The sequence below is a fragment of the Pseudomonas pseudonitroreducens genome, assembly GCF_021603645.1.
GTDB lineage: Bacteria > Pseudomonadota > Gammaproteobacteria > Pseudomonadales > Pseudomonadaceae > Pseudomonas > Pseudomonas pseudonitroreducens.
Genome location: NZ_BQHJ01000006.1, coordinates 280684 through 303128, shown reverse-complemented (window position 1 = coordinate 303128; position 22445 = coordinate 280684). Strand labels below are relative to the sequence as shown.

Sequence of the window (22445 nt, the reverse complement as noted above, 5' to 3'; positions counted from 1 at the left end):
CAGCACTGCCGCCGCCGGAAAGCACGTTCGCGAGCACATTCGCTCCTAGAGGGAAGCATCCGGCATCGGTGGCACGAGCCACTGCTCGCCGGGCTTGGGCGCGCGGAAACGCTCTGCGGCCACGCCGTGCTGCTCAAGGGCCTTGGCCAGGTCGCTGAGCGGCGTGAACTGCCCTTCATCGCTCAGGCGGAAGGTACCGAAGTGGATCGCCATGCTGCACTGCGAGTCGAGATGCTGGTGCGCCTGCACGGCGTCGTCCGGGTTCATGTGGTGGTGGCGCATGAACCAGCGCGGCTCATAGGCGCCAATCGGCAGGGCGGCGAAGCGCATGGGGCCGAAGCGTTCATGCATCAGACCGAACTCTTCGCCCAGCCCGGTATCGCCGGGGAGCAGCAGCGGGCCGTCCGGCGACTCCAGCACGAAGCCCATCCACAGCGTACGGTTGGTATCGCGCCGCGAACGCGCCGACCAGTGCTGCGCCGGCACGCCAGTGAGCAGCATGCCCTCGGGCATCGGCAGGCTCTGCCACCAGTCCAGCTCGGCGATGTCAGTGAAGCCGCAGGCGCGGATCAGCTCGCCATTGCCCAGGCCGGTCACCACCTTCGCCGACGGGAAGCGCCGGGCCAGCTCGCGCAGGCTGTGGATATCCAGATGGTCGTAATGGTTGTGGCTGACCAGGATCAGGTTGATCGGCGGCAACTCGTCCAGCGCCAGACCCGGCGGATGTACGCGCTTGGGGCCGACGAAGCTGAACGGGCTGGTGCGCTCGCACCAGAGCGGGTCGGTGAGGATGTTCAGGCCGCGGTGCTGAATCAGCAGGGTGGCGTGGTTGATGTAGGTGACGCGCAGCTCGTCGCCTGCGACGCGCGCTGGTGTCTCCGGACGGGCGTCGGGGCCGGGCTGGGTGATCCATTCCTGCTGGCGGCCGCGCTCACGCTGCCATTTGAGGAAGGCGCGCAGGCCGTTGTGCGGTTGGCGGTCGAGATTATGGAAGCGCGTGCCGTCGAAGTGCGCCGACTGCGGGCCGCGATAGCGGGCGCCGAGGCGACCGCTGAGGTTCTGCAAGGTGATCAGCCAGGTGGGGTGGCTCATGGGCATGCTTGTGCCTGCTCTTGCGATGAGTACTCGGCACAACCTAGCATGCCGGGCATTCGCCGTACCCCAACCTCGGTTACCAGTCTTTTCGCCATGCCTCGTCCTCCGCGCCCCGCCAATCGCCGTCCTGCCGCCCGTCCCGCGCCCCGCCGCGTGGCCAAGGCGCCGCCGGCGCAACCCAGGCTGATCCTGCTGAACAAGCCGTTCGACGTGCTGACGCAGTTCAACGACAGCGACGGTCGCGCAACGCTGAAGGATTTTGTCGATGTGCCGGGCGTCTATCCGGCCGGGCGCCTGGACCGCGACAGCGAAGGCCTGTTGCTGCTGACCAACGACGGCCGCCTGCAGGCGCGCATCGCCGATCCCAGGCACAAGCTGCCGAAGACGTATTGGGTGCAGGTGGAAGGCGAACCGAGCGACGAGCAGCTCGAGCAGTTGCGCAAGGGCGTGCAGCTCAACGACGGCCCGACCCTGCCGGCCGAGGCGCGGCGCCTGGATGAGCCACAGCTGTGGGAGCGCGACCCGCCGGTGCGTTTCCGCAAGTCGGTGCCCACGGCCTGGCTGGAACTGGTGATCCGCGAGGGACGCAACCGCCAGGTGCGGCGGATGACGGCGGCGGTCGGCCTGCCCACGCTGCGCCTGGTGCGCGTGCGCATCGGGCCGTGGCAGTTGGACGGACTGCAGCCGGGAGAGTGGCGGGAAGTCAGCCCCGAGCTGTGATCATCGGGGCGGGGACGTGCTTCAGAAGCCGCCTTCGAGTCCGGCGACGACCACCGACTTGATCAGGAAACCGAGTACGCCCAGGCCCAGTGCGAAGAACAGCACCATGGTGCCCATGCGGCCGGCCTTGGACTTCTTCGCGAGGTCCCAGACGATGAAGGCCATGAACAGGATCAGGCCGGTCACCAGGCCATACATCATCCAGTCTTCGAAACTTTCGTTCATTGCTGCTCCTGCCCGGTACGGACGTGTCTCGTGGGGCGCCGGGACTGAGGGTGGTGGTGGAGAAGGCGCGCATTATACGCATGCGACGCTTTGTCGTTCAGAGCCGTTCATAAATTGACCAGTTCCTCCTGCGCGACGGACGCAATGCCGCGAAAATTCCCGCCGCAGCCCGGCTGGCGGGGAAATTTCCGGTATCGATTTCGTTCGGCGGGAGACAGGGTGCGCTGCTGTGTCGCAGGGGCGGTGCAAGTTGTAGGAGCGAGCTTGCTCGCGAACAGAGCTCGCCTGACAGACTGATGCTTGGCGGTTCGCGAGCAAGCTCGCTCCCACAAAAAACTGATCAGACGCGCAGGTGATCCAGCGGCAATTCGGTGCTCGCCAGCACGTTGCGCAGCACGAAGCTCGACCGCACGCTGGTAACGCCCTCGATGCGCGTGACCGTGCCGAGCAGGAAGTGCTGATAGTGCTCCATGTCCGGCACCATCACCTTGAGCTGGTAGTCTGCGTCCATCCCGGTCACCAGGCTGCATTCCAGCACTTCGGGACACTTGCCGATGATCTGCTGGAAGTGCTCGAAGCGCTCCGGGGTGTGCCGGTCCATGCCGATCAGCACGAAGGCGGTAAGGCTCAGGCCGAGTTTCTTGCTGTCCAGCAGGGCGACCTGACGGACGATGTAGCCGTCGTCCTCGAGCTGCTTGACCCGCCGCGAGCAAGGAGAGGGGGACAGGCCGATGCGTTCGGCCAGTTCCTGGTTGGAGATGCGCGCATCGCGTTGCAGTTCGGCAAGAATTCGCAGGTCGTAGCGGTCCAGCTTGTCCATGAAAGCCTCGGATTTTAATTGAATTGCGCTTTTGGCGTAATTTTTAGCTGTTTGTTGCTCAGGTGGTGCCTGTGTGAGCAATCTTAGCAATCATTTCCTTGCTCTGTCGCCGTACTATTTCTTCCAGATTCACAGCCCGGACATTACGTCCCCTGCGATCCGCCCAATCAGGCGCTTCGCGGCCCGCCGAACCCACAGGATCGCGCCGGCCACCGGGCTACGCACTGCCCAGAAGGCGGAGCGAGGTGAGCCGGCGCCAACAGCGACGAGCAGGACGAGATTCCACAAAGGGAGGCTGACGAGCCTCCCTTTTTTCTTGCCCGCGATTTGTCCCCATCTTTACCCTGACTTTACCCAACACCTTGCAATGCGGGCGTTGCGCCGTGGTCTATGGCATTGTCACATCACTGTTTTCGGCCGTCGCCGAAGTGAGGAATTCATGAAGTCGGGCATCGGGCGGTTCGCCTCCTTCGCTGTGCTTTCGCTGGCGCTGGCTGTGCAGACCGCCACGGCTGCCGGTTTTGGCGGCGCGGATACGCAGGGCGGCCAGGGCCAGCCGCCGAGCCAGGGCAGTGGTCAGGGACGTCCTTCCGGCGGTTCGGGCAACGCTGGCGGTGGCAAGTTCGGCTCCCACGAAGTCCCGAGTGGTTCTGGCGGTGGCTGGCAGGGGCGTCCGCCCAGCGGTGGCAACAATGGCCAGTGGCAGGGCCGACCTCCTGGCGGCGGCAACAATGGCCAATGGCAGGGGCGCCCACCGGGCAATGGCGGTAGCAACAACGGCCAATGGCAAGGGCATCCGCCAAACGGCAACGGCCATGACAATGGCCAGTGGCACGGCCGCCCTCCGGGCCAGAATGGCAATAACGGCAATCAGTGGCAGGGTGGTCAGGGCCGCCCGCCGGGCTATGGCGACAGCCAATGGCAGAACCGTCCGCCCGCCAATAACGACAACGCGGGCAAGTTCGGTTCCCATGAAGTGCGCCCACCATCCGGCAACTGGCAGGGGCGGCCGCCGCCCCACGGCAACTGGGGCCCACATCCGTCCTACTGGCGGCCAGGCTATGTGGTGAATGCCATGCCGAGCGGGCACTACCGCGTGCCTTATCGTGGCAATGACTACTACTTCAACGACGGCTACTGGTACCGCCCCTACGGCTCGCGCTACGTGGTAGTGACGCCGCCCTACGGGGTGCGCGTGCGCTATCTGCCGTCCTACTCCGAGCAGGTGTGGGTCGGCAGCATCGGCTACTTCCTGGCTGCCGGCACCTACTACCTGTGGCAAGCCAGCTCGCAGGACTACGAAGTCGTGGCACCGCCCCAGCAGCAACCGGTGGCCGTGGCGCAGACCGGCTATGACGTGATCGCCTACCCGCTGTACAACCAAGGGCCGGACCAGCAGGCCCGCGATCGCTACGAGTGTCATGGCTGGGCGGTGCAGCAGAGCGGCTTCGACCCGGCCTCGGCGAGCTACGCGCCGCCGGCCGACGTCGCCGACAACTACCGCCGCGCGCTGGGCGCCTGCCTGAGTGGCCGCGGCTACAGCGTCAACTGATCGTCTCTTTGCCCACCACTTCCTGCGGGTCGGCGTGCACCAGCACCTCGGCCCGCGGGAATTCCTTGTGGATCGCCAGCACCGCCTCGTCGCACAGGTGATGGGCCTTCGACAATGACAGCTCGCCGGGCAGTTCCAGATGCAGCTGGACGAACCAGTGCGTGCCGGAAATCCGTGTGCGCAGGTCATGCGCGCCCAGCACGCCGGGCACTTCCTTTACCAGTTCGAGCATGCGCGTGCTGACGTCCGGGGGCAGTTCCTCGTCCATCAGCACGGCGACGGATTCGCGGGCGATCTGGAACGAACTCCAGAGGATGTAGAAGGCGATGCCCAGGCCGAAGATGGCGTCCATCTGCTGCCAGCCGAAGTTCGCCAGCAGCAGGGCGACCAGGATGCTGCTGTTGAGCAGCAGGTCGGAGCGGTAGTGCAGGGAGTCGGCGCGAATGGCGTTGGAGCCGGTGATCTTCACCACATAGCCCTGCACCATCAGCAGGCCGGCGGTGAGTGCCAGGGACAGGATCATCACGGCGATGCCCCAGCCGGCGGCTTCCACCGGTTCCGGGTGTTGCAGGCGGTCGATGGCCTGCGCACCGACCAGCACGGCGCTGACCGCAATGAACAGTGCCTGAGCCAAACCGGACAGCGATTCCGCCTTGCCGTGGCCGTAGCGGTGGTCGTCGTCCGCCGGGCGGATGGCGTAGTGCACCGCCAGCAGGTTGAGGAAGGAGGCGGCGCCGTCGAGCAGCGAATCGGTGAGGCCGGCGAGCAGGCTGACCGAGCCGCTGAGCCACCAGGCGATGGCCTTGGCGACGATCAGGGTGCTGGCGACGCCGAGCGACGCAAAGGTCGCCAGCCGCATGAGGTGGGCGTGGCTGGCGTGCTTGAGCATCAGGTGTCCAGGCGGTTGGGCAGGAAGTAGATGTAGTCCAGCAGCGGCGCCTTGTGGCCCAGCGCGGTGATCGCCGCACTCATCTGACCGCGGTGGTGGGTGCCGTGGTTGACCAGGTGCTGGACGATGTTCGCCAGGCTCTGGCGGTGTTCCTGCCCGGCCATGTTGCGGTAGTCCAGCTGGGTGCCGAGGGTGGCGTCGCTCTGCTTGCTCAGCCACAGGCGCCAGGCGCCGACACCGTCATTGAGGAAGTCTGCGAGGCCGGCGCGATCGGGCGCGGCCTCGGCGTCGAGCCGTTCGAACTGCCAGGGCTCGCGCTGCACACGGGCGAACCAGATGCGATCGACCACCGCTAGGTGGTTGAGGGTGCCGTGCAGGCTGCCGAAGAACAGCCCGCGCGGCGCGCGATAGGCCTCTTCATCCAGGGGCGCGACAGCCTCCAGGATGCGTTCGTAGGCCCACTGGTGGTACGCCAGGAGTTGCTGCAGGTGTGAAGCGAGAGCGCCGTGCATATCAGGCCTCCGGGCGCAGGCCCAGGCTGGCGAGTTGTTGGAGGCCACCGCTGCGCTGGATCAGACGCGGGTCGTCCAGGGGCAGGCTGCGGCCGGTTTCACGCTCGAGGATCGCCTTGAGTTTAGCCTTGTCCACGCTGCCGTCTTCACCCACGGCATCCTTGAGCTTTTCCGGCGCGACGGAGTACTTCGCATCGGGCAGGTAGATCGCGCCGGTGGCGAAGTCTACGCCGAAGGCGATCAGCCCCGGGATGATGTAGAACAACAGGCCGATGGCGTCGAAGGCGACGATGGCCGGGTCGATGCGGCCGTCGATCTGGCCGCGACGGTCGGGATAGAACAGGGTGCCGCAGGCGGTCAGCTGGCTGAACAGGGCGGCGCTCAGAACGGCGCAGGACACACGGGTGGCAAGACGCATGGAAAACCTCCGGGAGGATGATGCGGACAACTATAACAACGAGTCCTGAACAGCTGCTGGCAGTTTCGCACTAGTCAGCGTTCTGGTTGCTTCTATGACTGCCGAGTTGGCAGCCTGGTTCGCCCGCTATAATCGCCGCCCCCCGCGCAAGCCGGGTTACCGCCTTATGACACTCGAGTTCCAGGAGCCGGCATGATCGCCCTACCCATCGACAGCGTTCTCCCCGAGCTGCGCCAGGCCCTGGCCGCGCGCCACGAGGTGGTGCTGGAAGCGCCGCCCGGCGCGGGCAAGACCACTCGCGGGCCGCTGGCGCTGCTGGACGAAGTGTGGCTGGCCGGGCAGTCGATCCTGATGCTGGAACCGCGCCGCCTGGCCGCCCGTGCCGCGGCTGAGCGGCTGGCCAGCGAACTGGGCGAGAAGGTCGGCGAGACCGTCGGCTACCGCATCCGCCTGGACAGCAGGGTCGGCCCGAAGACGCGCATCGAGGTGGTCACCGAGGGCATCCTCGCCCGCCGCCTGCAGGACGACCCGGCGCTGGAAGGCATCGGCCTGGTGATCTTCGACGAATTCCATGAACGCTCGCTGGACGCCGACCTGGCGCTGGCGCTGACCCTCAACGGCCGCGCGCTGCTGCGCGATGAGCCACCGCTGAAGGTGCTGGTGATGTCCGCCACACTGGAGGGAGAGCGCCTGTCCGCGCTGCTGGACGACGCCCCGGTGGTGCGCAGCGAGGGCCGCATGTTCCCGGTGGATATCCGTTGGGGCCGGCCGTGGCAGGCTGGCGAGTTCATCGAGCCGCGCGTGGTGCAGACGGTGCAGCAGGCGCTGGCCGACGAGCCGGGCAGCCTGCTGGTGTTCCTGCCCGGGCAGGCGGAGATTCGTCGCGTTGCCGATCAACTGAGCGAGGCGCTGACCGGCCGCGCCGATATCCTCATCTGCCCCTTGCATGGCGAACTCGACCTCGATGCCCAGCGCGCCGCCATCGAGCCCGCGCCGGCCGGTAAGCGCAAGGTGGTGCTGGCGACCAACATCGCCGAGACCAGCCTGACCATCGACGGCGTGCGTGTCGTGGTGGACGCGGGGCTGGCGCGGGTGCCGCGCTTCGATCCGGGCAGCGGCATGACCCGCCTGGACACCCAGCGCATCTCCCGTGCCTCTGCTACCCAGCGCGCCGGCCGTGCCGGACGCCTGGAGCCGGGCGCCTGTTATCGCCTGTGGTCCGAGGCGCAGCACGAGCAACTGCCGGCTTACGGCGCGGCGGAAATCCTCCAGGCCGATCTCGCCGGTCTTGCGCTGCAACTGGCGCGCTGGGGTGTTGCCCCGCAGGATCTGGCCTGGCTCGACCTGCCGCCTGCTGCCGCTTATGCACAGGCCCAGGACCTGCTGGAGCGTCTCGGCGCGCTGGCCTCGCGCAGCGGCGGGGGGGCACTGACACCCCACGGTCAGGCGATGGCCGAGGTGCCGGCGCACCCGCGAATCGCCCACCTGCTGCTGCGCGGTCACGCCTTGGGACTGGGACAATTGGCCTGTGATCTGGCCGCACTGCTGGGCGAGCGCGACATCCTGCGCGGCAACGACGCCGACCTGCATCACCGCATCGCTTTACTGGCCGGCGAGCAGAGCGGCCAGCGCGCGAGCCGTGGGGCAGTGCAACGGGTTCGCCAGTTGGCGCGGCAGTTCAAGGGCTACCTGCGGGGGCCCGCCCGTGAACCGGTGGCCGACCCGGAACATCCGCGCTGGCTCGGCGGCCTGCTGGCCTTCGCCTATCCGGACCGCATCGCCCGCCAGCGCCGCGCCGGTGGCGGCGAGTACCGCCTGGCCAACGGCCGCGCCGCGCTGTTCGGTGAGCCGGATGCGCTGATGAAGGAAGCCTGGCTGGTGATCGCCGATCTCGGCAGCCGCCAGGGCCAGCGCGAGGAGCGCATCTACCTGGCGGCGGCGCTGGAGCCGGCGCTGTTCGAGTCGACTCTCGCCGAACAGGTCAGCGTCCACGACGAGCTGGAGTGGGACGAGCGTGAAGGCGTGTTGCGCGCCGAGCGCCAGCGCAAGGTCGGCGAGCTGGTGCTGTCCACCGATGCGCTACCCAATCTCGACGCCGAAGCCCGCAGCCGCGCTTTGCTGGGGCTGGTGCGCCGCAAGGGCCTGGAGTTGTTGCCGTGGACGCCGGAGCTGCGGCAGTGGCAAGCGCGCATCGCCTTGTTACGGCGGCTCGATCTGGATGGCAAGGGCGAGAGCGAGTGGCCGGACGTCAGCGATGCCGCGCTGCTGGATTCGCTGGAAGACTGGCTGTTGCCGTATCTGGGCAAGGTGTCGCGACTCTCGCATTTCGGCAACCTGGAGTTGAGTGGGATTCTCCATGCGCTGCTGCCCTGGCCATTGCCGCAACGCCTGGACGAACTGGCGCCGCGCACGTTGCAGGTGCCTTCGGGCTCGAACATTCGCCTGGATTACAGCGAGTTCCCGCCGGTGCTCGCGGTACGCCTGCAGGAGCTGTTCGGTCTGGCCGATACGCCGCGCATTGGCCAGGGGCGTGTGGCGGTGAAGTTGCACCTGCTCTCTCCGGCGCAGCGGCCGGTGCAGGTGACCCAGGACCTGGCCAACTTCTGGCGTAGCACCTACGCCGAGGTGAAGAAGGACCTGAAGGGGCGCTACCCGAAGCACTACTGGCCGGACGACCCGCTGATCGCCGAGCCCACGGCGCGGGCGAAGCCGCGCAAGAGCTAAGGATGGCGCTGCTACAGGTCATCCGTGATATCGGGGAGTGGCGGGGAGTCGATCGCGGACGGAGTCCGCTCCTACGGGATAACCTCGGCGCAGGGGGCGTCCTCACCCTAACCCTGGCTGCGCGCCCCGCCCAGAGGGATAGAGAACCGTTCGGCGCAGGATGAGACCATGGCCTCAGCCGACACAATCTGCCCCCTCTCCCCAAGGGAGAGGGCTGGGGTGAGGGGGAATCACCGGCACGGACTGACCTGAAGAAGACAGTTGCTCCCACCCAGGGTTCAAGCTCCACAGAACGGCTTTTTTGTAGGAGCGAGCTTGCTCGCGAACGGATTCCGCGGTGGTGTTGGGGCGAAGGTTGTTCGCGAGCAAGCTCGCTCCTACAGGTCATCCGTGATATCGGGGGGGGCGGGGAGTCGATCGCGGACGGAGTCCGCTCCTGCAGGCGTGCCGTTTTCAAGATTCAGGGCAATTTCATCTCGTAACCCGCCGCCTGCAATTCGTCGTAGGCGTGGTCCAGCTGTGCGCGCAGCGCTTCGGCGCCGGGCGCATGGCGGGAGACGATCAGCTTGGTCGGCACGCTGTACAGGTTGTCGAAGGCCAGCGGTGCCATGTTCAGCTCCCGGCGTGCCTGTTCCACCGGAGTCTGGTAGTCGATCAGGTAGTCGCCACGGCCACGCTCGAGCATCTGCAGGGCGGCGGTATGGGTGCTGGTGCGGTGCAGTTCCAGTTTCAGCTTCGGGTCGGCGAGCAGGTCGGTGATCGGTCGCCAGTAGCTGTAGCCGCTGATCAGGATGACCCGGCTGCCGGTCAGGCCCTCGGGGACTTTCGGCGACGGCTGCGCGGGCCTGCGGTAGAGATTCAGCTCGACATGGCCGAGCACGCGCTCGCACTCCAGGGTGCTGCCCGCCAGTTCCTGCTTGCCCGGTGCGCCGGCCCAGAGTTGCACGCTGCCGTCCTGCAGGCCGAGGTACAGGCGGGCGCTGGGCAGTGGGCGGAAGTCGGCGCGGTAGCCGGCCTTGAGCAGGATGCGCCGGACCATTTCAGCGCCGCTGCCGCGGGTGCTGCCGTCCGCGGCGGTGTAGGTGTAGGGCGGGAATTCGTAGTAGCCGACGGTCAGCGCGGGTAGCGGATGCGGTAGGCGGTCGGCCAGCGTGGGCCTGTCGACGGCGCTGGCGTTGAGGCAGAAGAGGGCGATGATCAGCCCGGCGAGACGGCTCAAATGCATGGATGGCCTGGTGTGCTCGTTATCGTTTTTGTTCGAAGCGAGCCGAGCATGCGACCGCAGTGCCGCGGTTGTCCAGTTGCCGCCAGTGGCGATGTGCCGCAATGCTCAGTGGGGCAGCAGGAAGCGCGCGGAAAGCGGCAGGTGGTTGGAGATGCGCAGGGTGTCGTGGCTGCGCACGGCGGCGTCCAGGCGGCTCAGGCTGGGGCTGTGGAACAGGTAGTCGAGGGTGCGGTCGGGCTGGTGCACGCGCGGGTCGTTGGGGAAGTGGGTGTACCAGTCCGCCTGGGCCGCGCCACTGGACTCCTCCACCGCCGGGACAACCGGGAAGCGCGCCGCCAGCAGGTTCAGCTCGCTGTTGGCGCGGTAGGGCGCACGCAGGACTTCCGGCAGGTACGGGTACTGGCCCAGGGGCAGCAGGCCGAGGTCGCCGCCCAGCAGCCACGGCCGACCGGCGGCCTGCAGGGTGCTCAACTGGGCTTCGACGGCTTCCACCTGGCGCTGCGGGGTGTCGTCGCCGTTGGGCCGTTCCAGGCGCGTGTTGATCACGCTGAGCTGGCCGCCGCCGCGAATCGGCAGGTCGCTCTGCAGCAGCGCCGGTTGCGGGGCGAACAGACGTAGCAGCGGGATGGATGAGCGCTGTGGCAGGGCAATGCGCTCGCCGTGGCTGATCTGGAAGCGGCTGAAGGTCACCAGCTTGCGCCCGGCGCTGCCGAACACGTGGGGATTGGGGTCGAAGCGCGCCTTCCAGTCGAAGGCAGCCATCGAGCAGGGATAGAGGTCGCTCAGGCGGTCGCCGATCAGCGCCTGCTGGTCCTGCTTGCCGGTGGCGGCGGCGCCGTCGTCCACTTCCTGGAGCAGGACGATGTCCGGCGCTTCATCGCGAATCACCCGCACCACTTCGTCGAGGCTGTAGGCGATGTCCTCGGGACTGGGGCTGTCGTCGGGGCCGGTGGTGTCCGGCAGGTCGTCCCAGAAAATGTAGCGTTTGCCGGCCAGGTACTGGACGTTCCAGGTCATCACCTTGAGTGCCTGGCCCGGCTGCAGTTGCGGCGCGGGCGCGCGGCACTGCGCGGCGACCGTTTCGCGCCCGGGCGGATGCCAGGCCAGCAGCCAGGCCGCGGCGGTGATGGCGAGCAGCAGGGCGATGAACAGCAGGAACAGGGCGCGACGGCGAAGCGAGAGGCTCATGGGTGACCAGGGGCTATGCTTGTTGGGGCCAGAGGATAGTGGCTGTGGCTTTGTATTTCATCTCTGCGTTCCTTGTGGGAATTATCCTGAAACCTTGTGAGATGTAGTTCGCAAGACGCTGCACTCGCGCCCTGCGGGCTTTGGGAGATCGCCATGCCCCGCACACGCTTTTCCCACTCCGCTTATCGGCACAAGGTGGTGCTGGTCAGTGGCGGCTGTTCCGGCATCGGTCGCGCCCTGGTGTTGCGCTTCGCCCAGGCCGGCGCGCACCCGGTGATCCTCGACCTTGACCAGGCTGCGCTGGACAGTCTGGTGCAGCACCTGCGCGAACACCTGAATGTCGAAGCACTCGGCCTGCGCTGCGACATCGCCGATGCGGAGGCCGTGGAGCGCGCGGTGGCGCTGGCGGTCGAGCGCTTCGGCGGCATCGACGTATTGGTGAACAACGCCGGGATTACCCACCGCAGCCTGTTCATCGAGACCGAGCTGGCGGTGTTCCGGCGGGTGATGGCGGTGAATTTCTATGGCGCGCTGCATTGCACCCAGGCGGCTTTGCCCAGCCTGCTGGCGCGGCACGGGCAGATCGTCGTGCTCAGCTCGCTGACCGGCTTCGCCCCGCTGCTCTATCGCAGCGCCTATAACGCCAGCAAGCATGCGCTGCACGGCCTGTTCGACACGTTGCGCATGGAGCTGGGCGGCACCGGTGTAGCCATCACCCTGGCCTGCCCGGGCTTCACTGCCACCGACCTGCGCAAGAACGCGCTGGTCGGCGACGGCTCGGTGATCCGCCAGCCGGCGGTGGTATTGGGCGCGGAAGTCGCCTCGCCACGCGACGTCGCCGAAGCGATCTACCAGGGCGCGGTGCGCCGTCGGCGATTGCTGGTGCTGTCCAACGTCAACTGGCGGGCGCGCCTGCTGGCGCGCTACTTCCCGCGGCTGTTCGAGAAACTGCTGGTGCCGAAGATGTCGGGGCTCAGGCCGGGGCACTAGCTTTTCGCAGGAGCGAGCTTGCTCGCGAACGGATTCATCGGCGACGCCGGAGCGGTGCGGGTTCGCGAGCAAGCTCGCTCCTACAGGTTCGTTGCCGGCCCGGAGCGCGGTGGCTGATCGATGGGTAGGAGCGGACTTCGTCCGCGATCGATTGCACCTCGCGCCGAGGCCAATCACGAACGGAGTCCGCTCCGGCGCTCAATGCGAGTGCGTGTCGAAACCACCGCCGGCCAGGGCCATGTCCCAGAACGATGCCTCGATCTTGTGCCCGTCGAGGTCGCGGATGAAGCAGCCGTAGTAAGGGTCGCCATACAGCGGGCGTGGGCCGGGGGCGCCTTCGTCGGTGGCGCCGGCGGCTATCGCGGCGCGATAGAACGCGTCCACTTCCGCGCGGGAATTGGCCATGAAGCCGAAGTGCGTGCCGTTGCCGACGCTGGCGGGGCGCCCGTCGATAGGCGTCTGCAGCCAGAATTCGGGGAACTCGCGGCCATAGGCCACCGCGCCGGGATGCTCCATGATCTGCCGGCAGCCCAGGGTTGGCAGCACGGCGTCGTAGAACGCCTTGGCGCGCGGGTAATCGTTGGTGCCGATGGAAATGTGCGAAAGGCAGCTGGGCGGGAAGTCGCTCACGGCGAGTCTCCATACTCGGGGAAAGGAGACTCCAGCGTAGAACCCCGGCCCGCGACGTGCCGGGGTATTTGTTGCGACGTGCTGCCGCTCAGGCGGCCTCGCGGCCGAGCAGGATGAAGATGCGGTAGGCGGCCACCGTCAGCAGCAGCTGGAAGAACCCGCTCAGCGAGTGCAGTGCGACACTGAGCAGCGGCGCGTCCTGGCTGGCCTCGGCGATCCAGTTCTCGGCGATCCACACCGGTGCAAGGATGGCCAGGGAGGTCATCAGCAGCAGGAAGAAATGCCCGGTGGTCAGGCTGAAGCTCTCGCGCATCGCATCGATGGGCGCGCGGCCGCGCTGTACCAGAAGAAACTCGGCGAAGGCCAGCTTGACCATCACGAAGATGCCCGGCAGCACCATCAGGTACAGGCCGATCACGATCAGCAGCGAGCTGATCGCCGAGAGCAGGGCGAAGGCCGGCCACAGGCGCAGCGCGGCGCTCCACAGTTCACGCACGCTGCGCTGCACACCTTCGCCGGTGTCGATCATGTAGAGAATCAGGCTGGCGGTGTAGATCGGATAGAACACCAGGCCCGCGGCCATGCCCCAGGGGGCGATGTTCTGCGGGCCGGCGGCGACGTTGATCTGCTGCTGCACCAGCGTCTCGATGACGATCCACGGCAGGCACAGTGGCACCAGGATGCCGAGGTGGCGGGAGAAGAAGAACCAGGTGTCGCGAAGGATGGAAAGGGGATTCATCAGTAACCCGATACTGTCCGAGGGCTTCGACTCTAACTTAAGCAAACCCTCAGATAGAAGGCGCGAGAATTCTGCGACCGGAACTTGTTTTTTTCCGACCCGATCCAATGTTTCGCTACAGCAATCCGTTTTGATTCACCCGCTCACTCGAGGCCTGCCATGAATTCCGAAGAGCAATCCCTGATCGATGGTCTGTTCGCCCGCCTGCGCGACGCCGAAGCGCAGACCGCGCCGCGCGACGCCGATGCCGAGGCGCAGATCAACAGGCACCTGGTGCAGCAGCCTGCCGCGCCGTACTACATGGCCCAGGCGATGCTGATCCAGGAAGCGGCTATCAAGCGCCTGGACCAGCGCGTCAAGGAACTGGAAGCGCAGCAGGCGCGGGCGCAGGAGCAGCGCCCCAGCAGCGGCGGTTTCCTTGCCGGGCTGTTCGGCGGCGGGCAGAGCCAGGAGCAGCGTCCGGCGCAAGCGCAGCAACGCCCGGATGGCTGGGGCCAGACGCGCTTCTCGCAACCCGGCGGCAATGCGGCCTACGCGAACAATCCCGGCGCCAGCAACCCGAACGACTTCAGGCCTGCCCAGCCGGCCCAGGCCGCACCGCAGGGCGGCGGCTTCCTGCGTGGCGCCCTGCAGACTGCGGCGGGCGTAGCTGGCGGGGTGATGGTGGCGGACCTGCTGACCAGCATGTTCCACCACAACCAGCCGCAGGAAATCGTCGAAGTGATCCAGGAACAGCCGGTGCAGCCGGAGCCTTCGAGCTTCGATGACTCGCAGACGGACGACTCCTTTGGTGGCGGCGACCGCTATGCCGACAGCAACTTCAGTGACGCCAACTACGACGACGGCGGCAGCTTCGGCGACGATTCCGGCTTCTTCGGCGGTGACGACGGCGACATGTTCAGCTGATCCCGCCCGCCGGGACTGGCGGGGGCCGCGCGCACTGCCGATAATGCGCCCCCGCTGTTCGAGTCCCGGAGTCACCGTTGAAGACCATCGCCCTGTTCGCCGACGTGCAGAACCTCTACTACACCGTGCGTCAGGCCTACGGCTGCCACTTCAACTACGCCGCGCTGTGGGCCGAGCTGAGTGCCCAGGGCACTATCGTCCAGGCCTACGCCTATGCCATCGACCGGGGTGATGCGAAGCAGCAGCAGTTCCAGCAGATCCTGCGCAAGCTCGGCTTCACCGTGAAGCTCAAGCCCTACATCCAGCGCGCCGATGGCTCGGCCAAGGGCGACTGGGACGTGGGCATCACCATCGACATCCTCGACGCTGCGCCGAACGTGGACGAGATCGTCCTGGCCTCCGGTGACGGCGATTTCGACCTGCTGCTCGAGCGCGTCCGCGCCGGCGGCACCGATGCCACCGCCTACGGCGTGCCGGGCCTCACTGCCCAGGCGCTGATCCGCGCGGCCAGCCGCTACGTGCCCATCGAGGGCGGGCTGCTGCTGCGCTCCTGATCCTTGCGGCTACAATGCCGCCCATTCCGAATTCGTATTGCGAGCGCTCCATGACCTTCGCCAACCTCGGCCTGATCGATCCTCTCCTGCGCGCCCTCGACGGGCTCGGCTACCAGAACCCGACGGCGGTGCAGGCCCAGGCCATTCCCGCGGTGCTCAAGGGCCGCGACCTGCTTGCCGCTGCGCAGACCGGCACCGGCAAGACAGCCGGCTTCGCCTTGCCGCTGTTGCAGAAGCTGCTGCAGGAAGGCCCGCAGGTGGCGGCCAACTCGATCCGTGCGCTGGTGCTGGTGCCGACCCGCGAGCTGGCCGAGCAGGTCCACGAGAGTTTCCGCGCCTACGGCCAGCACGTGCCGCTGCGCACCGCCGTGGCCTATGGCGGGGTCAGCATCAACCCGCAGATGATGAAGCTGCGCAAGGGCGTCGACGTGCTGGTGGCCACACCTGGCCGCCTGCTCGACCTGTACCGGCAGAACGCCCTGAAATTCAACCAGCTGCAGGCCCTGGTGCTCGACGAAGCCGACCGCATGCTCGACCTGGGCTTTGCCCGCGAGCTGGATGACGTCTTCGCCGCACTGCCCCGGCGCCGGCAGACCCTGCTGTTCTCCGCGACCTTCTCCGACGCCATTCGGCAGATGGCCCGCGAGTTGCTGCGCGACCCGCTGACCATCGACGTGGCGCCACGCAACACGGCGGCGAAGACGGTGAAGCAGCACCTGGTCACCGTCGACAAGAAGCGCAAGGCCGAGCTGTTCCTGCACCTGCTGCGCGAGCAGGGCTGGCGCCAGGCGCTGGTGTTCGCCAAGACCCGCAAGGGCGTCGACGAGCTGGTCGGCCAGTTGCAGAAGGAAGGCATCCGCGCCGACGCGATCCACGGTGACAAGCCGCAGCCGTCACGCCTGCGCGCGCTGGCGCGGTTCAAGGCCGGCGAAGTGGACTTCCTCATCGCCACCGACGTCGCCGCCCGTGGCCTGGATATCGAGGAGATGCCACTGGTGGTCAACTTCGACCTGCCCATCGTCCCCGAAGACTACGTGCACCGTATCGGTCGTACCGGCCGTGCCGGGGCCAGCGGGCAGGCGATCTCGCTGGTCTGCGCGGACGAGGTGCAGCAGCTGGCGGCCATCGAGACGCTGATCGGCCAGACCCTGCAGCGCCAGGAAGAAGATGGCTTCGAGGCGGAGCATCGGGTGCCCGTCACCGCTCCTGGCGGCCAGATAACCAAAAAGCCGAAGAAGCCCAAGCAACCCAAGGTGCCCGAAGGCAAGCCGGGCAAGGTGCACCTGGGCTCGCTGCTGGACGACAAGCCGCAGGTCAAGGCGGTGCGCAAGGCGCCGGGGTTCGGTCTTGGCGGAAAACCGGCAGGCGGCAAGTCTCCGTCTGGCAAGTCGCCTGCTGGAAAGCCGGGCGGCAAGGGCGGTCGCCGCCCCTGAGCCGTTAAGGCGCGCGTCTGCTTCATCGCGGTGCGCCGCCGAGGGCTGAGTCGGGGGCTGCCAGCAGGCGTGGCGGGGCCTTGCGCGGTGTGGCGCAAAAGCTGCATTTCCGTGTGGAATCCCGAACGCCTATAGTGTGCCCATCGCGCACACAACAAGAACGACAGCCCATGCGCCACAAGGAACTCAAAGCCTGGACCGGCGGAGTCGCCCATCTGCTCCCGCTGGCCGCCGGTCGCCCGCGCCTGCTCGGCCTCAGCCAATGGCTGCAGCAGGTCTGTGCGGTGGATAACTTCGTGCTCTTCGTCTACGAAGGCAACCACCGGCCACTGGACCTGTTCGACACCTTCCCGGCCGACATCCGCCACGTCTACGTCGAGGACTACCAGGTCGGCCCCTACCTGCTCGATCCCTTCTACCTCGCCTGTACCCGCCACCAGGCGCCGGGGCTGTGGCGCCTGCGGCAGTTTGCGCCGGACCACTTCTACCTGGGCGAGTACTACCAGACCTACTACCAGCAGACCGGCCTGACCGAGGAGATTGCCTTCTTCATCGACCTCGCCGACGGCGCCACCGCGGTGCTCTCGCTGATGCGCAAGACCTCCAGCCCCGCCTACAGCCGCGACGAGATGCAGTTGCTGGAGTGCGCGCGGCCGGTGGTCGAGCAGGTGGTGCGCGAGGCCTGGGAGCTGCGCCGCGCGCAACCACGCCCGGCGCAGGACCTGGACTACCAGATCCGCGAAGCCTTCGACCAGTTCGGCGCCCAGCTGCTCACGCCCCGCGAGCAGGAAATCGTCCAGCTGCTGCTGCGCGGCCACTCCAGCGCCTCGGTGGCCGAGCAACTGGATATCAGCCCCGGCACTGTGAAGATCCACCGCAAGAACCTCTACGCCAAGCTCGGCATCGGCAGCCAGTCGGAGCTGCTCGGGCTGTTCATCCGCGAGCTGGCGGGGCGTGACGTTGCAGGTGGGATGCGCGCGGTGGGCTGAGTGTCGGCAACCCGTAGGGCGAATAACCGTTCACGGTTATCCGCCATTGCCTCTGGTTACGCTGCAGGCGGCGGATAACGCCTGGGGCGTTATGCGCCCTACGTCGCTGGCGGGGCGTGACGTTGCGGGTGGAATGCGCGCGGTGGGCTGAGTGTCGGCAACCCGTAGGGCGAATAACCGTTCACGGTTATCCGCCATTGCCTCTGGTTACGCTGCAGGCGGCGGATAACGCTTGCGGCGTTATGCGCCCTACGGCGCTGAGTGCACGGCTCTTCGTAGGAGCGAGCTTGCTCGCGAACCGATCACCACCGGAGTTGCTGGAAGCTCGTTCGCGAGCAAGCTCGCTCCTACAGGTACGCTCCGTACTGCTGTCTTTCACTCACCCCAGCCCTGGCTGCGCGCCCCGCTCCTGAGGGGGAGGGAGCCGTCCATGCCGGCTGAAGCAAAAGGTTTCATCCTGCGCTGAATAGTCCCCTCTCCCGCTCGCGGGAGAGGGTTAGGGTGAGGGGCTTTTGATCCGGTAGGCACGATCCAATCCCGCCATCTATCCCCCGAGGGATATATACACCCCGAAACCCCGGTTGTTAGCGTGACCACCAACAAGAACAAGGTGGGAGCGCGGTGATGGAAAGCGGTCAGGATGTCGATATCGAATTCCGTAACGTGGTCAAGCGCTACGGCAGCGTGCCGGCGGTTAACGGGCTGAGCTTCAAGGTCAAGCGCGGCGCTTTCCACTCCTTCCTCGGCAGCTCCGGCTGCGGCAAGACCACCACCCTGCGGATGATCGCCGGCTTCGAGCAGCCCAGCGAAGGCGAGGTGCTGCTGGCCGGCCAGGCGGTGGCCGGGGTGCCGGCGCACCAGCGTGCGGTGAACATGGTGTTCCAGCACTACGCGCTGTTCCCGCACCTGACGGTGGCCGAAAACATCGCCTATGGCCTGCGCTACCGCACGCCGCGCCCGGACCGCGCGCAGCAGCGCCGCATGGCCGACGAGGCGCTGGAGATGGTCCGCCTCTCCGGCTTCGGCGCGCGCAAGCCCCACGAGCTTTCCGGCGGCCAGCAGCAGCGCGTGGCGCTGGCCCGCGCCCTGGTGAACAAGCCTACCGTGCTGCTGCTCGACGAGCCGCTGGCGGCGCTGGACCGCAAGCTGCGCAAGGAAATGCAGTCCGAGCTGCTGCGCCTGCAGCGCGAGGTCGGCATCACCTTCGTGCTGGTCACCCACGACCAGGAAGAAGCGCTGTCGATGAGCGACAGCATCAGCATCATGAAGGACGGCCTGATCATCCAGACCGCCACTCCCGAAGCCCTCTACGAGACCCCGGCGAGCCGCTACGTGGCGGACTTCATCGGCGAGTCCAACCTGTTCGCCGGCACCGTCCGCCGCCTCGATGGCGGCCGCGTGGTGCTGGGCACCCCGGCCGGGCTGGAACTGAGCAGCCCGCCGACGCCGACCGGCCCCTCGCTCGCGCTCCAGGCCGAAGGCTGCATCGCCGTGCGCCCCGAGCTGGTCGGCATCGCCGCCGTCGATTCGGAACTGCAGCGCGAAGTGCGCCTGAAGGGCCGCGTCGAGGACCGCATCTACCTGGGCAACGTCACCGAATACCGCGTGCGTACCGACGCCTTCGGCATCGTCTGCGTGCGTGTGCCGCGCAAGGCCGGCGGCGAGGCCGAAGCCTTCGAGCACGGCGCGCCGGTGCAGGTCGGCTGGAACCAGGCCAGTGGCCTGGCCATGGCCCTTTGAACCGGGCTCGGCCCGACGATCCAAGCATAACGACAATCAGCAGACAGGCGGGGAGTGACGATGGACAAGAAGAGCTTCATCAAGACCATGCGCAGCTGGGAAAACGGCTCCATCACGCGGCGCGACTTTCTCGGCAAGACCGGGCTGGGGCTGGCGATGGCGGTGGTCGCCGCCAACACCCCCGGCCTGCTGACCGGCAAGGCCTACGCGGCCGAGGGCAGCAATATCGGTGACCGCCTGGCGCTGGCCACCTGGCCGAACTACCACAGCCAGGAAAACTTCGACGCCTTTGCCAAGTCGACCGGCGCGCGGGTGCAGATGAACGTCTTCGGCTCCAACGAGGAGATGCTCGCCAAGCTGCAGGCCGGCGGCAGCGGCTGGGACGTCTTCGTGCCGACCAACTACACCATCAGCACCTACGTGCAGCTCGGACTGATCGAGCCGCTGGACCTGTCGCGCATCCCCAACTTCGACCCCAAGGCCTTCGAGGAACGCTTCATGGCCCAGGGCACGGTGGACGGCAAGGTCTACGCGGTGCCGAAGAACTGGGGCACCACCGGCATCGTCTATGACGCCAGCCGCGTGAAGGGCAGCCCGGATTCCTGGAAGCAGTTCTGGGACCTCACCCTGACCAGCGCCTCGGGTCGCACCATCGTCCACGACTACCAGCTCACCGCCATCGGCAACGCACTCAAGTACTACGGCTACAGCTTCAATTCGCTGGACCCGAAGGAACTGGCCGAGGCCGAGAAGCTGCTGATCCAGGCCAAGCCGCACCTGTTCGCGATCAACTCCGACATCCAGCCCTCGCTGCGCAACGGCGATGCCTGGATGGCCATGGCCTGGACCGGCGACGCCTCCCAGCTGCACCGCGACAACCCGGACATGACCTTCGTGCTGGGCAAGGAAGGCGGCGAGATCTGGAGCGACTTTTTCGCCATACCCAAGAGCGCCGAGCACAAGGATGCCGCCTACGCGTTCATCAACTACCTGCTCGACCCGCAGCACAACAAGCTGGAGGTGCTCTCCCACGGCTACCCGAGCGGCGACAAGCGCGTCGACGCGCTGCTCTCCAAGGAGATGCTCGACGACCCGATCATGTACCCGGCAGCCGAGCGTCTGTCACCGCTGGAGTTCGGCGCCGCGGCGACCCTTACCAGCCCGGTGCGCGCCGAACTGATGGCGCGGTTCAAGGCCGCCTGAGGATGCCTTTCGTGTAGGAACGAGGGGGGCGCCTAGCCCTTGCTCGCGAACGCTTTTCCCGGCAGTTCTGAGCTGGGCGGGTTCGCGAGCAATAACGATGGCGTCCCCCTCGCTCCTACAGGGGAACTGCGTAACTCCATGCGTAGGGAATCGAACATGAACATCGCTGTCAGCGCCCCGTTGCCACAGACCCAGGCGACGCCCGCGGTCTCGCGCGCGAAAAGCCTCGGCCGGCGCGTCACGCTCCTGCTGCTCCTGCCGTCCACCCTGTGGTTCCTGCTGCTACTGCTGATGCCGCTGGTGATCATCCTGGTCTTCAGCTTCGGCGAGCGCAGCGCCGTGGGCGGCTACGGCGGCGGCCTGACGCTGGAGAACTACCTGAACCTCGGTTCCCGCGCCCAGGCCTTCTGGAACACCCTGACCCTGGCGCCGCTGGGCACCCTGGCCTGCCTGCTGGCAGCCTACCCGCTGGCCTACTTCCTGGCGGTGAAGGTGCGGCGCAACAAGTCGCTGCTGCTCACGCTGGTCATCGTGCCGTTCTGGACCAGCTTCCTGATCCGCACCTACGCCTGGATCTTCATCCTCAGCGGCCGCGGCATTCCCGCGCTGCTGGAGAGCTTCGGCATCGCCGACGTGCGCCTGATCAACACGCCCTATGCGGTGCTGATCGGCATCGTCTACGGCTACCTGCCGCTGATGGTGTTCCCCATCTACGTGACCCTGGAGAAGCTCGACAAGCGCCTGCTGGAAGCCTCCGGCGACCTCGGCGCGAGCGCCTTCGAGACCTTCCGCCGGGTGACCCTGCCGCTGTCCGCGCCGGGGGTGATCACCGGGGTGATGCTGGTGTTCATCCTGCTCATGGGCGAATTCCTGATCCCGGCGATCCTCGGTGGCGGCAAGGTGTTCTTCGTCGGCAACGCACTGGTCGACCTGTTCCTGCAATCACGCAACTGGCCGTTCGGCAGCGCGGTGGCGATGACCCTGGTGGCGATGATGCTGGCGATCATCGGCATCTACCTGAAACTCGTGGCGCGCTACGGCGGCTCACGCAACGACGGAGTGCTCTGACATGTGGCTGCGCAGTTACTCCACCTCGGTCTACCTGTTCCTCTACGCGCCCATCGCGCTGATCATGCTCTTCGCCTTCAACGCCGGGCGCAGCGGGCTGAGCTTCCAGTGCTGCTCGGTGCAGTGGTTCGGCCGCGCCTTCGGTAACCCGTTCATCATGGAGGCCCTGGGCAACAGCGCGCTGATCGCCTTCTGCTCGGCGCTGATCGCCACGTTGTTCGGCACGCTTGCGGTGTTCGGCCTGCAACGCGTGGGCAAGCGCGTGCGCCTGCTGTTCGACGCGCTGACCTACTGCGCGATCATCGTGCCGGGCATCGTCATCGGCATCGCCACGCTGATCGCCTTCATCACCCTGTTCGACGTGCTCAACCCGCTGCTGGCGCTGCTGGACATGGGTTTGCCGAAACTCAACATGGGCTTCGGCACTGTGGTGGCGGCGCACTCGCTGTTCACCATGGCGCTGGTGATGGTGATCGTCCGCACCCGTGTCGAGGCGATGGACAAGTCGCTGCTGGAAGCCTCCGCCGACCTCTACGCGCCGCCGCTGGACACCTTCTGGCGGGTGACCCTGCCGCAGATCGCCCCGGCCATCCTCGCCGGCTTCCTGCTGGCGTTCACCTTCAGCTTCGACGATTTCATCATCGCCTTCTTCGTCGCCGGCTCGGAAACCACGCTGCCGATCTACATCTTCTCGTCGATCCGCCGCGGCATCACGCCGGAGATCAACGCCATCTCCACGGTGATCATCTGCGCCTCGCTGGCGCTGCTGTTCACCTCCCGCTACCTGCAGAACCGCCGCACCGGCGTTCAGGCCGCCTGAGGGCC

At 66.9% G+C, this 22445-nt stretch carries 22 protein-coding genes; 12 read left to right on the top strand and 10 right to left on the bottom strand.

Annotated elements, in window-relative coordinates; genetic code table 11:
* Positions 1-45: 45 nt before the first annotated feature.
* Entirely contained in the window at positions 46-1098 is a 1053-nt protein-coding gene (locus L6D89_RS16795; RefSeq protein ID WP_236200558.1) for an MBL fold metallo-hydrolase, read from the bottom strand.
* A gap of 150 nt (positions 1099-1248) precedes the next feature.
* Between L6D89_RS16795 and L6D89_RS16790 the strand changes: the two genes are divergently transcribed.
* On the top strand, positions 1249-1815 hold the full coding sequence (locus L6D89_RS16790; protein ID WP_236200638.1) for a pseudouridine synthase: 567 nt from the start codon (positions 1249-1251) through the stop codon (positions 1813-1815).
* A 21-nt stretch (positions 1816-1836) separates the two neighbouring features.
* Here the strand turns inward: L6D89_RS16790 and L6D89_RS16785 are convergent, their stop codons facing one another.
* Together L6D89_RS16785 and L6D89_RS16780 are read right to left on the bottom strand one after the other, a co-directional pair.
* Positions 1837-2040 (bottom strand): DUF2788 domain-containing protein, encoded by a 204-nt coding sequence (locus L6D89_RS16785; RefSeq protein ID WP_015475469.1) that lies wholly within the window; start codon positions 2038-2040, stop codon positions 1837-1839.
* Positions 2041-2380: 340 nt separating this feature from the next.
* Complete coding sequence (locus tag L6D89_RS16780) at positions 2381-2860, bottom strand: Lrp/AsnC family transcriptional regulator (protein WP_024763946.1); 480 nt, start codon at positions 2858-2860, stop codon at positions 2381-2383.
* Positions 2861-3299: 439 nt separating this feature from the next.
* Between L6D89_RS16780 and L6D89_RS16775 the strand changes: the two genes are divergently transcribed.
* Entirely contained in the window at positions 3300-4412 is a 1113-nt protein-coding gene (locus L6D89_RS16775) for a DUF6515 family protein (protein WP_236200557.1), read from the top strand.
* Here L6D89_RS16775 and L6D89_RS16770 read toward each other — a convergent pair.
* The 3 genes from L6D89_RS16770 to L6D89_RS16760 are packed head-to-tail and all read right to left on the bottom strand — an operon-like array spanning position 4405 to position 6231.
* The gene (locus L6D89_RS16770; protein WP_236172469.1) at positions 4405-5301 is read right to left on the bottom strand and encodes a cation diffusion facilitator family transporter; all 897 of its coding nucleotides are present in this window, start codon (positions 5299-5301) and stop codon (positions 4405-4407) included. The two genes, L6D89_RS16775 and L6D89_RS16770, sit on opposite strands and share 8 nt — an antisense overlap.
* Positions 5301-5813 (bottom strand): DinB family protein, encoded by a 513-nt coding sequence (locus L6D89_RS16765; protein ID WP_236200556.1) that lies wholly within the window; start codon positions 5811-5813, stop codon positions 5301-5303. The genes L6D89_RS16770 and L6D89_RS16765 overlap by 1 nt, the downstream gene beginning before the upstream one ends.
* Position 5814: 1 nt before the next feature.
* Complete coding sequence (locus tag L6D89_RS16760) at positions 5815-6231, bottom strand: polyribonucleotide nucleotidyltransferase (RefSeq protein ID WP_236200555.1); 417 nt, start codon at positions 6229-6231, stop codon at positions 5815-5817.
* Between the two features lie 192 nt (positions 6232-6423).
* Between L6D89_RS16760 and hrpB the strand changes: the two genes are divergently transcribed.
* Positions 6424-8955, top strand: a complete 2532-nt coding sequence (gene hrpB / locus L6D89_RS16755; RefSeq protein ID WP_236200554.1) for an ATP-dependent helicase HrpB — start codon at positions 6424-6426, stop codon at positions 8953-8955.
* 460 nt (positions 8956-9415) lie between these two features.
* Here hrpB and L6D89_RS16750 read toward each other — a convergent pair whose 3' ends face one another.
* Both L6D89_RS16750 and L6D89_RS16745 read right to left on the bottom strand, forming a co-directional pair.
* The gene (locus tag L6D89_RS16750) at positions 9416-10180 is read right to left on the bottom strand and encodes a substrate-binding periplasmic protein (protein WP_236200553.1); all 765 of its coding nucleotides are present in this window, start codon (positions 10178-10180) and stop codon (positions 9416-9418) included.
* Positions 10181-10285: 105 nt separating this feature from the next.
* The gene (locus tag L6D89_RS16745) at positions 10286-11368 is read right to left on the bottom strand and encodes an endonuclease/exonuclease/phosphatase family protein (RefSeq protein WP_236200552.1); all 1083 of its coding nucleotides are present in this window, start codon (positions 11366-11368) and stop codon (positions 10286-10288) included.
* A 153-nt stretch (positions 11369-11521) separates the two neighbouring features.
* On the opposite strand from L6D89_RS16745, the gene L6D89_RS16740 reads away from it, so the two are divergent.
* On the top strand, positions 11522-12358 hold the full coding sequence (locus L6D89_RS16740; protein WP_236200551.1) for an SDR family oxidoreductase: 837 nt from the start codon (positions 11522-11524) through the stop codon (positions 12356-12358).
* A gap of 198 nt (positions 12359-12556) precedes the next feature.
* On the opposite strand, the gene L6D89_RS16735 is transcribed toward L6D89_RS16740, so the two are convergent.
* Positions 12557-12988, bottom strand: a complete 432-nt coding sequence (locus L6D89_RS16735) for a VOC family protein (RefSeq protein WP_236172475.1) — start codon at positions 12986-12988, stop codon at positions 12557-12559.
* Positions 12989-13076: 88 nt separating this feature from the next.
* The gene (locus tag L6D89_RS16730) at positions 13077-13727 is read right to left on the bottom strand and encodes a YciC family protein (RefSeq protein ID WP_236172476.1); all 651 of its coding nucleotides are present in this window, start codon (positions 13725-13727) and stop codon (positions 13077-13079) included.
* 159 nt (positions 13728-13886) lie between these two features.
* On the opposite strand from L6D89_RS16730, the gene L6D89_RS16725 reads away from it, so the two are divergent.
* The 8 genes from L6D89_RS16725 to L6D89_RS16690 all read left to right on the top strand — a co-directional run bounded on the left by L6D89_RS16725 (position 13887) and on the right by L6D89_RS16690 (position 22440).
* Positions 13887-14633 (top strand): DUF2076 domain-containing protein, encoded by a 747-nt coding sequence (locus L6D89_RS16725; RefSeq protein ID WP_236200550.1) that lies wholly within the window; start codon positions 13887-13889, stop codon positions 14631-14633.
* 77 nt (positions 14634-14710) lie between these two features.
* Complete coding sequence (locus L6D89_RS16720) at positions 14711-15187, top strand: LabA-like NYN domain-containing protein (protein ID WP_236200549.1); 477 nt, start codon at positions 14711-14713, stop codon at positions 15185-15187.
* Positions 15188-15237: 50 nt separating this feature from the next.
* Positions 15238-16620 (top strand): RNA helicase RhlE1, encoded by a 1383-nt coding sequence (locus L6D89_RS16715; RefSeq protein WP_236200548.1) that lies wholly within the window; start codon positions 15238-15240, stop codon positions 16618-16620.
* Between the two features lie 170 nt (positions 16621-16790).
* On the top strand, positions 16791-17609 hold the full coding sequence (locus tag L6D89_RS16710; protein WP_236200547.1) for a helix-turn-helix transcriptional regulator: 819 nt from the start codon (positions 16791-16793) through the stop codon (positions 17607-17609).
* Between the two features lie 624 nt (positions 17610-18233).
* Positions 18234-19349, top strand: a complete 1116-nt coding sequence (locus L6D89_RS16705) for an ABC transporter ATP-binding protein (RefSeq protein WP_236200546.1) — start codon at positions 18234-18236, stop codon at positions 19347-19349.
* A 60-nt stretch (positions 19350-19409) separates the two neighbouring features.
* Positions 19410-20552 carry an ABC transporter substrate-binding protein gene (locus L6D89_RS16700; protein ID WP_236200545.1) on the top strand — a complete coding sequence of 381 codons (1143 nt, stop codon included), beginning with the start codon at positions 19410-19412 and terminating at the stop codon, positions 20550-20552.
* A gap of 156 nt (positions 20553-20708) precedes the next feature.
* Positions 20709-21620 carry an ABC transporter permease gene (locus tag L6D89_RS16695; RefSeq protein WP_236200544.1) on the top strand — a complete coding sequence of 304 codons (912 nt, stop codon included), beginning with the start codon at positions 20709-20711 and terminating at the stop codon, positions 21618-21620.
* 1 nt (position 21621) lies between these two features.
* Entirely contained in the window at positions 21622-22440 is an 819-nt protein-coding gene (locus L6D89_RS16690) for an ABC transporter permease (protein WP_236172484.1), read from the top strand.
* Positions 22441-22445 lie beyond the last annotated feature (5 nt).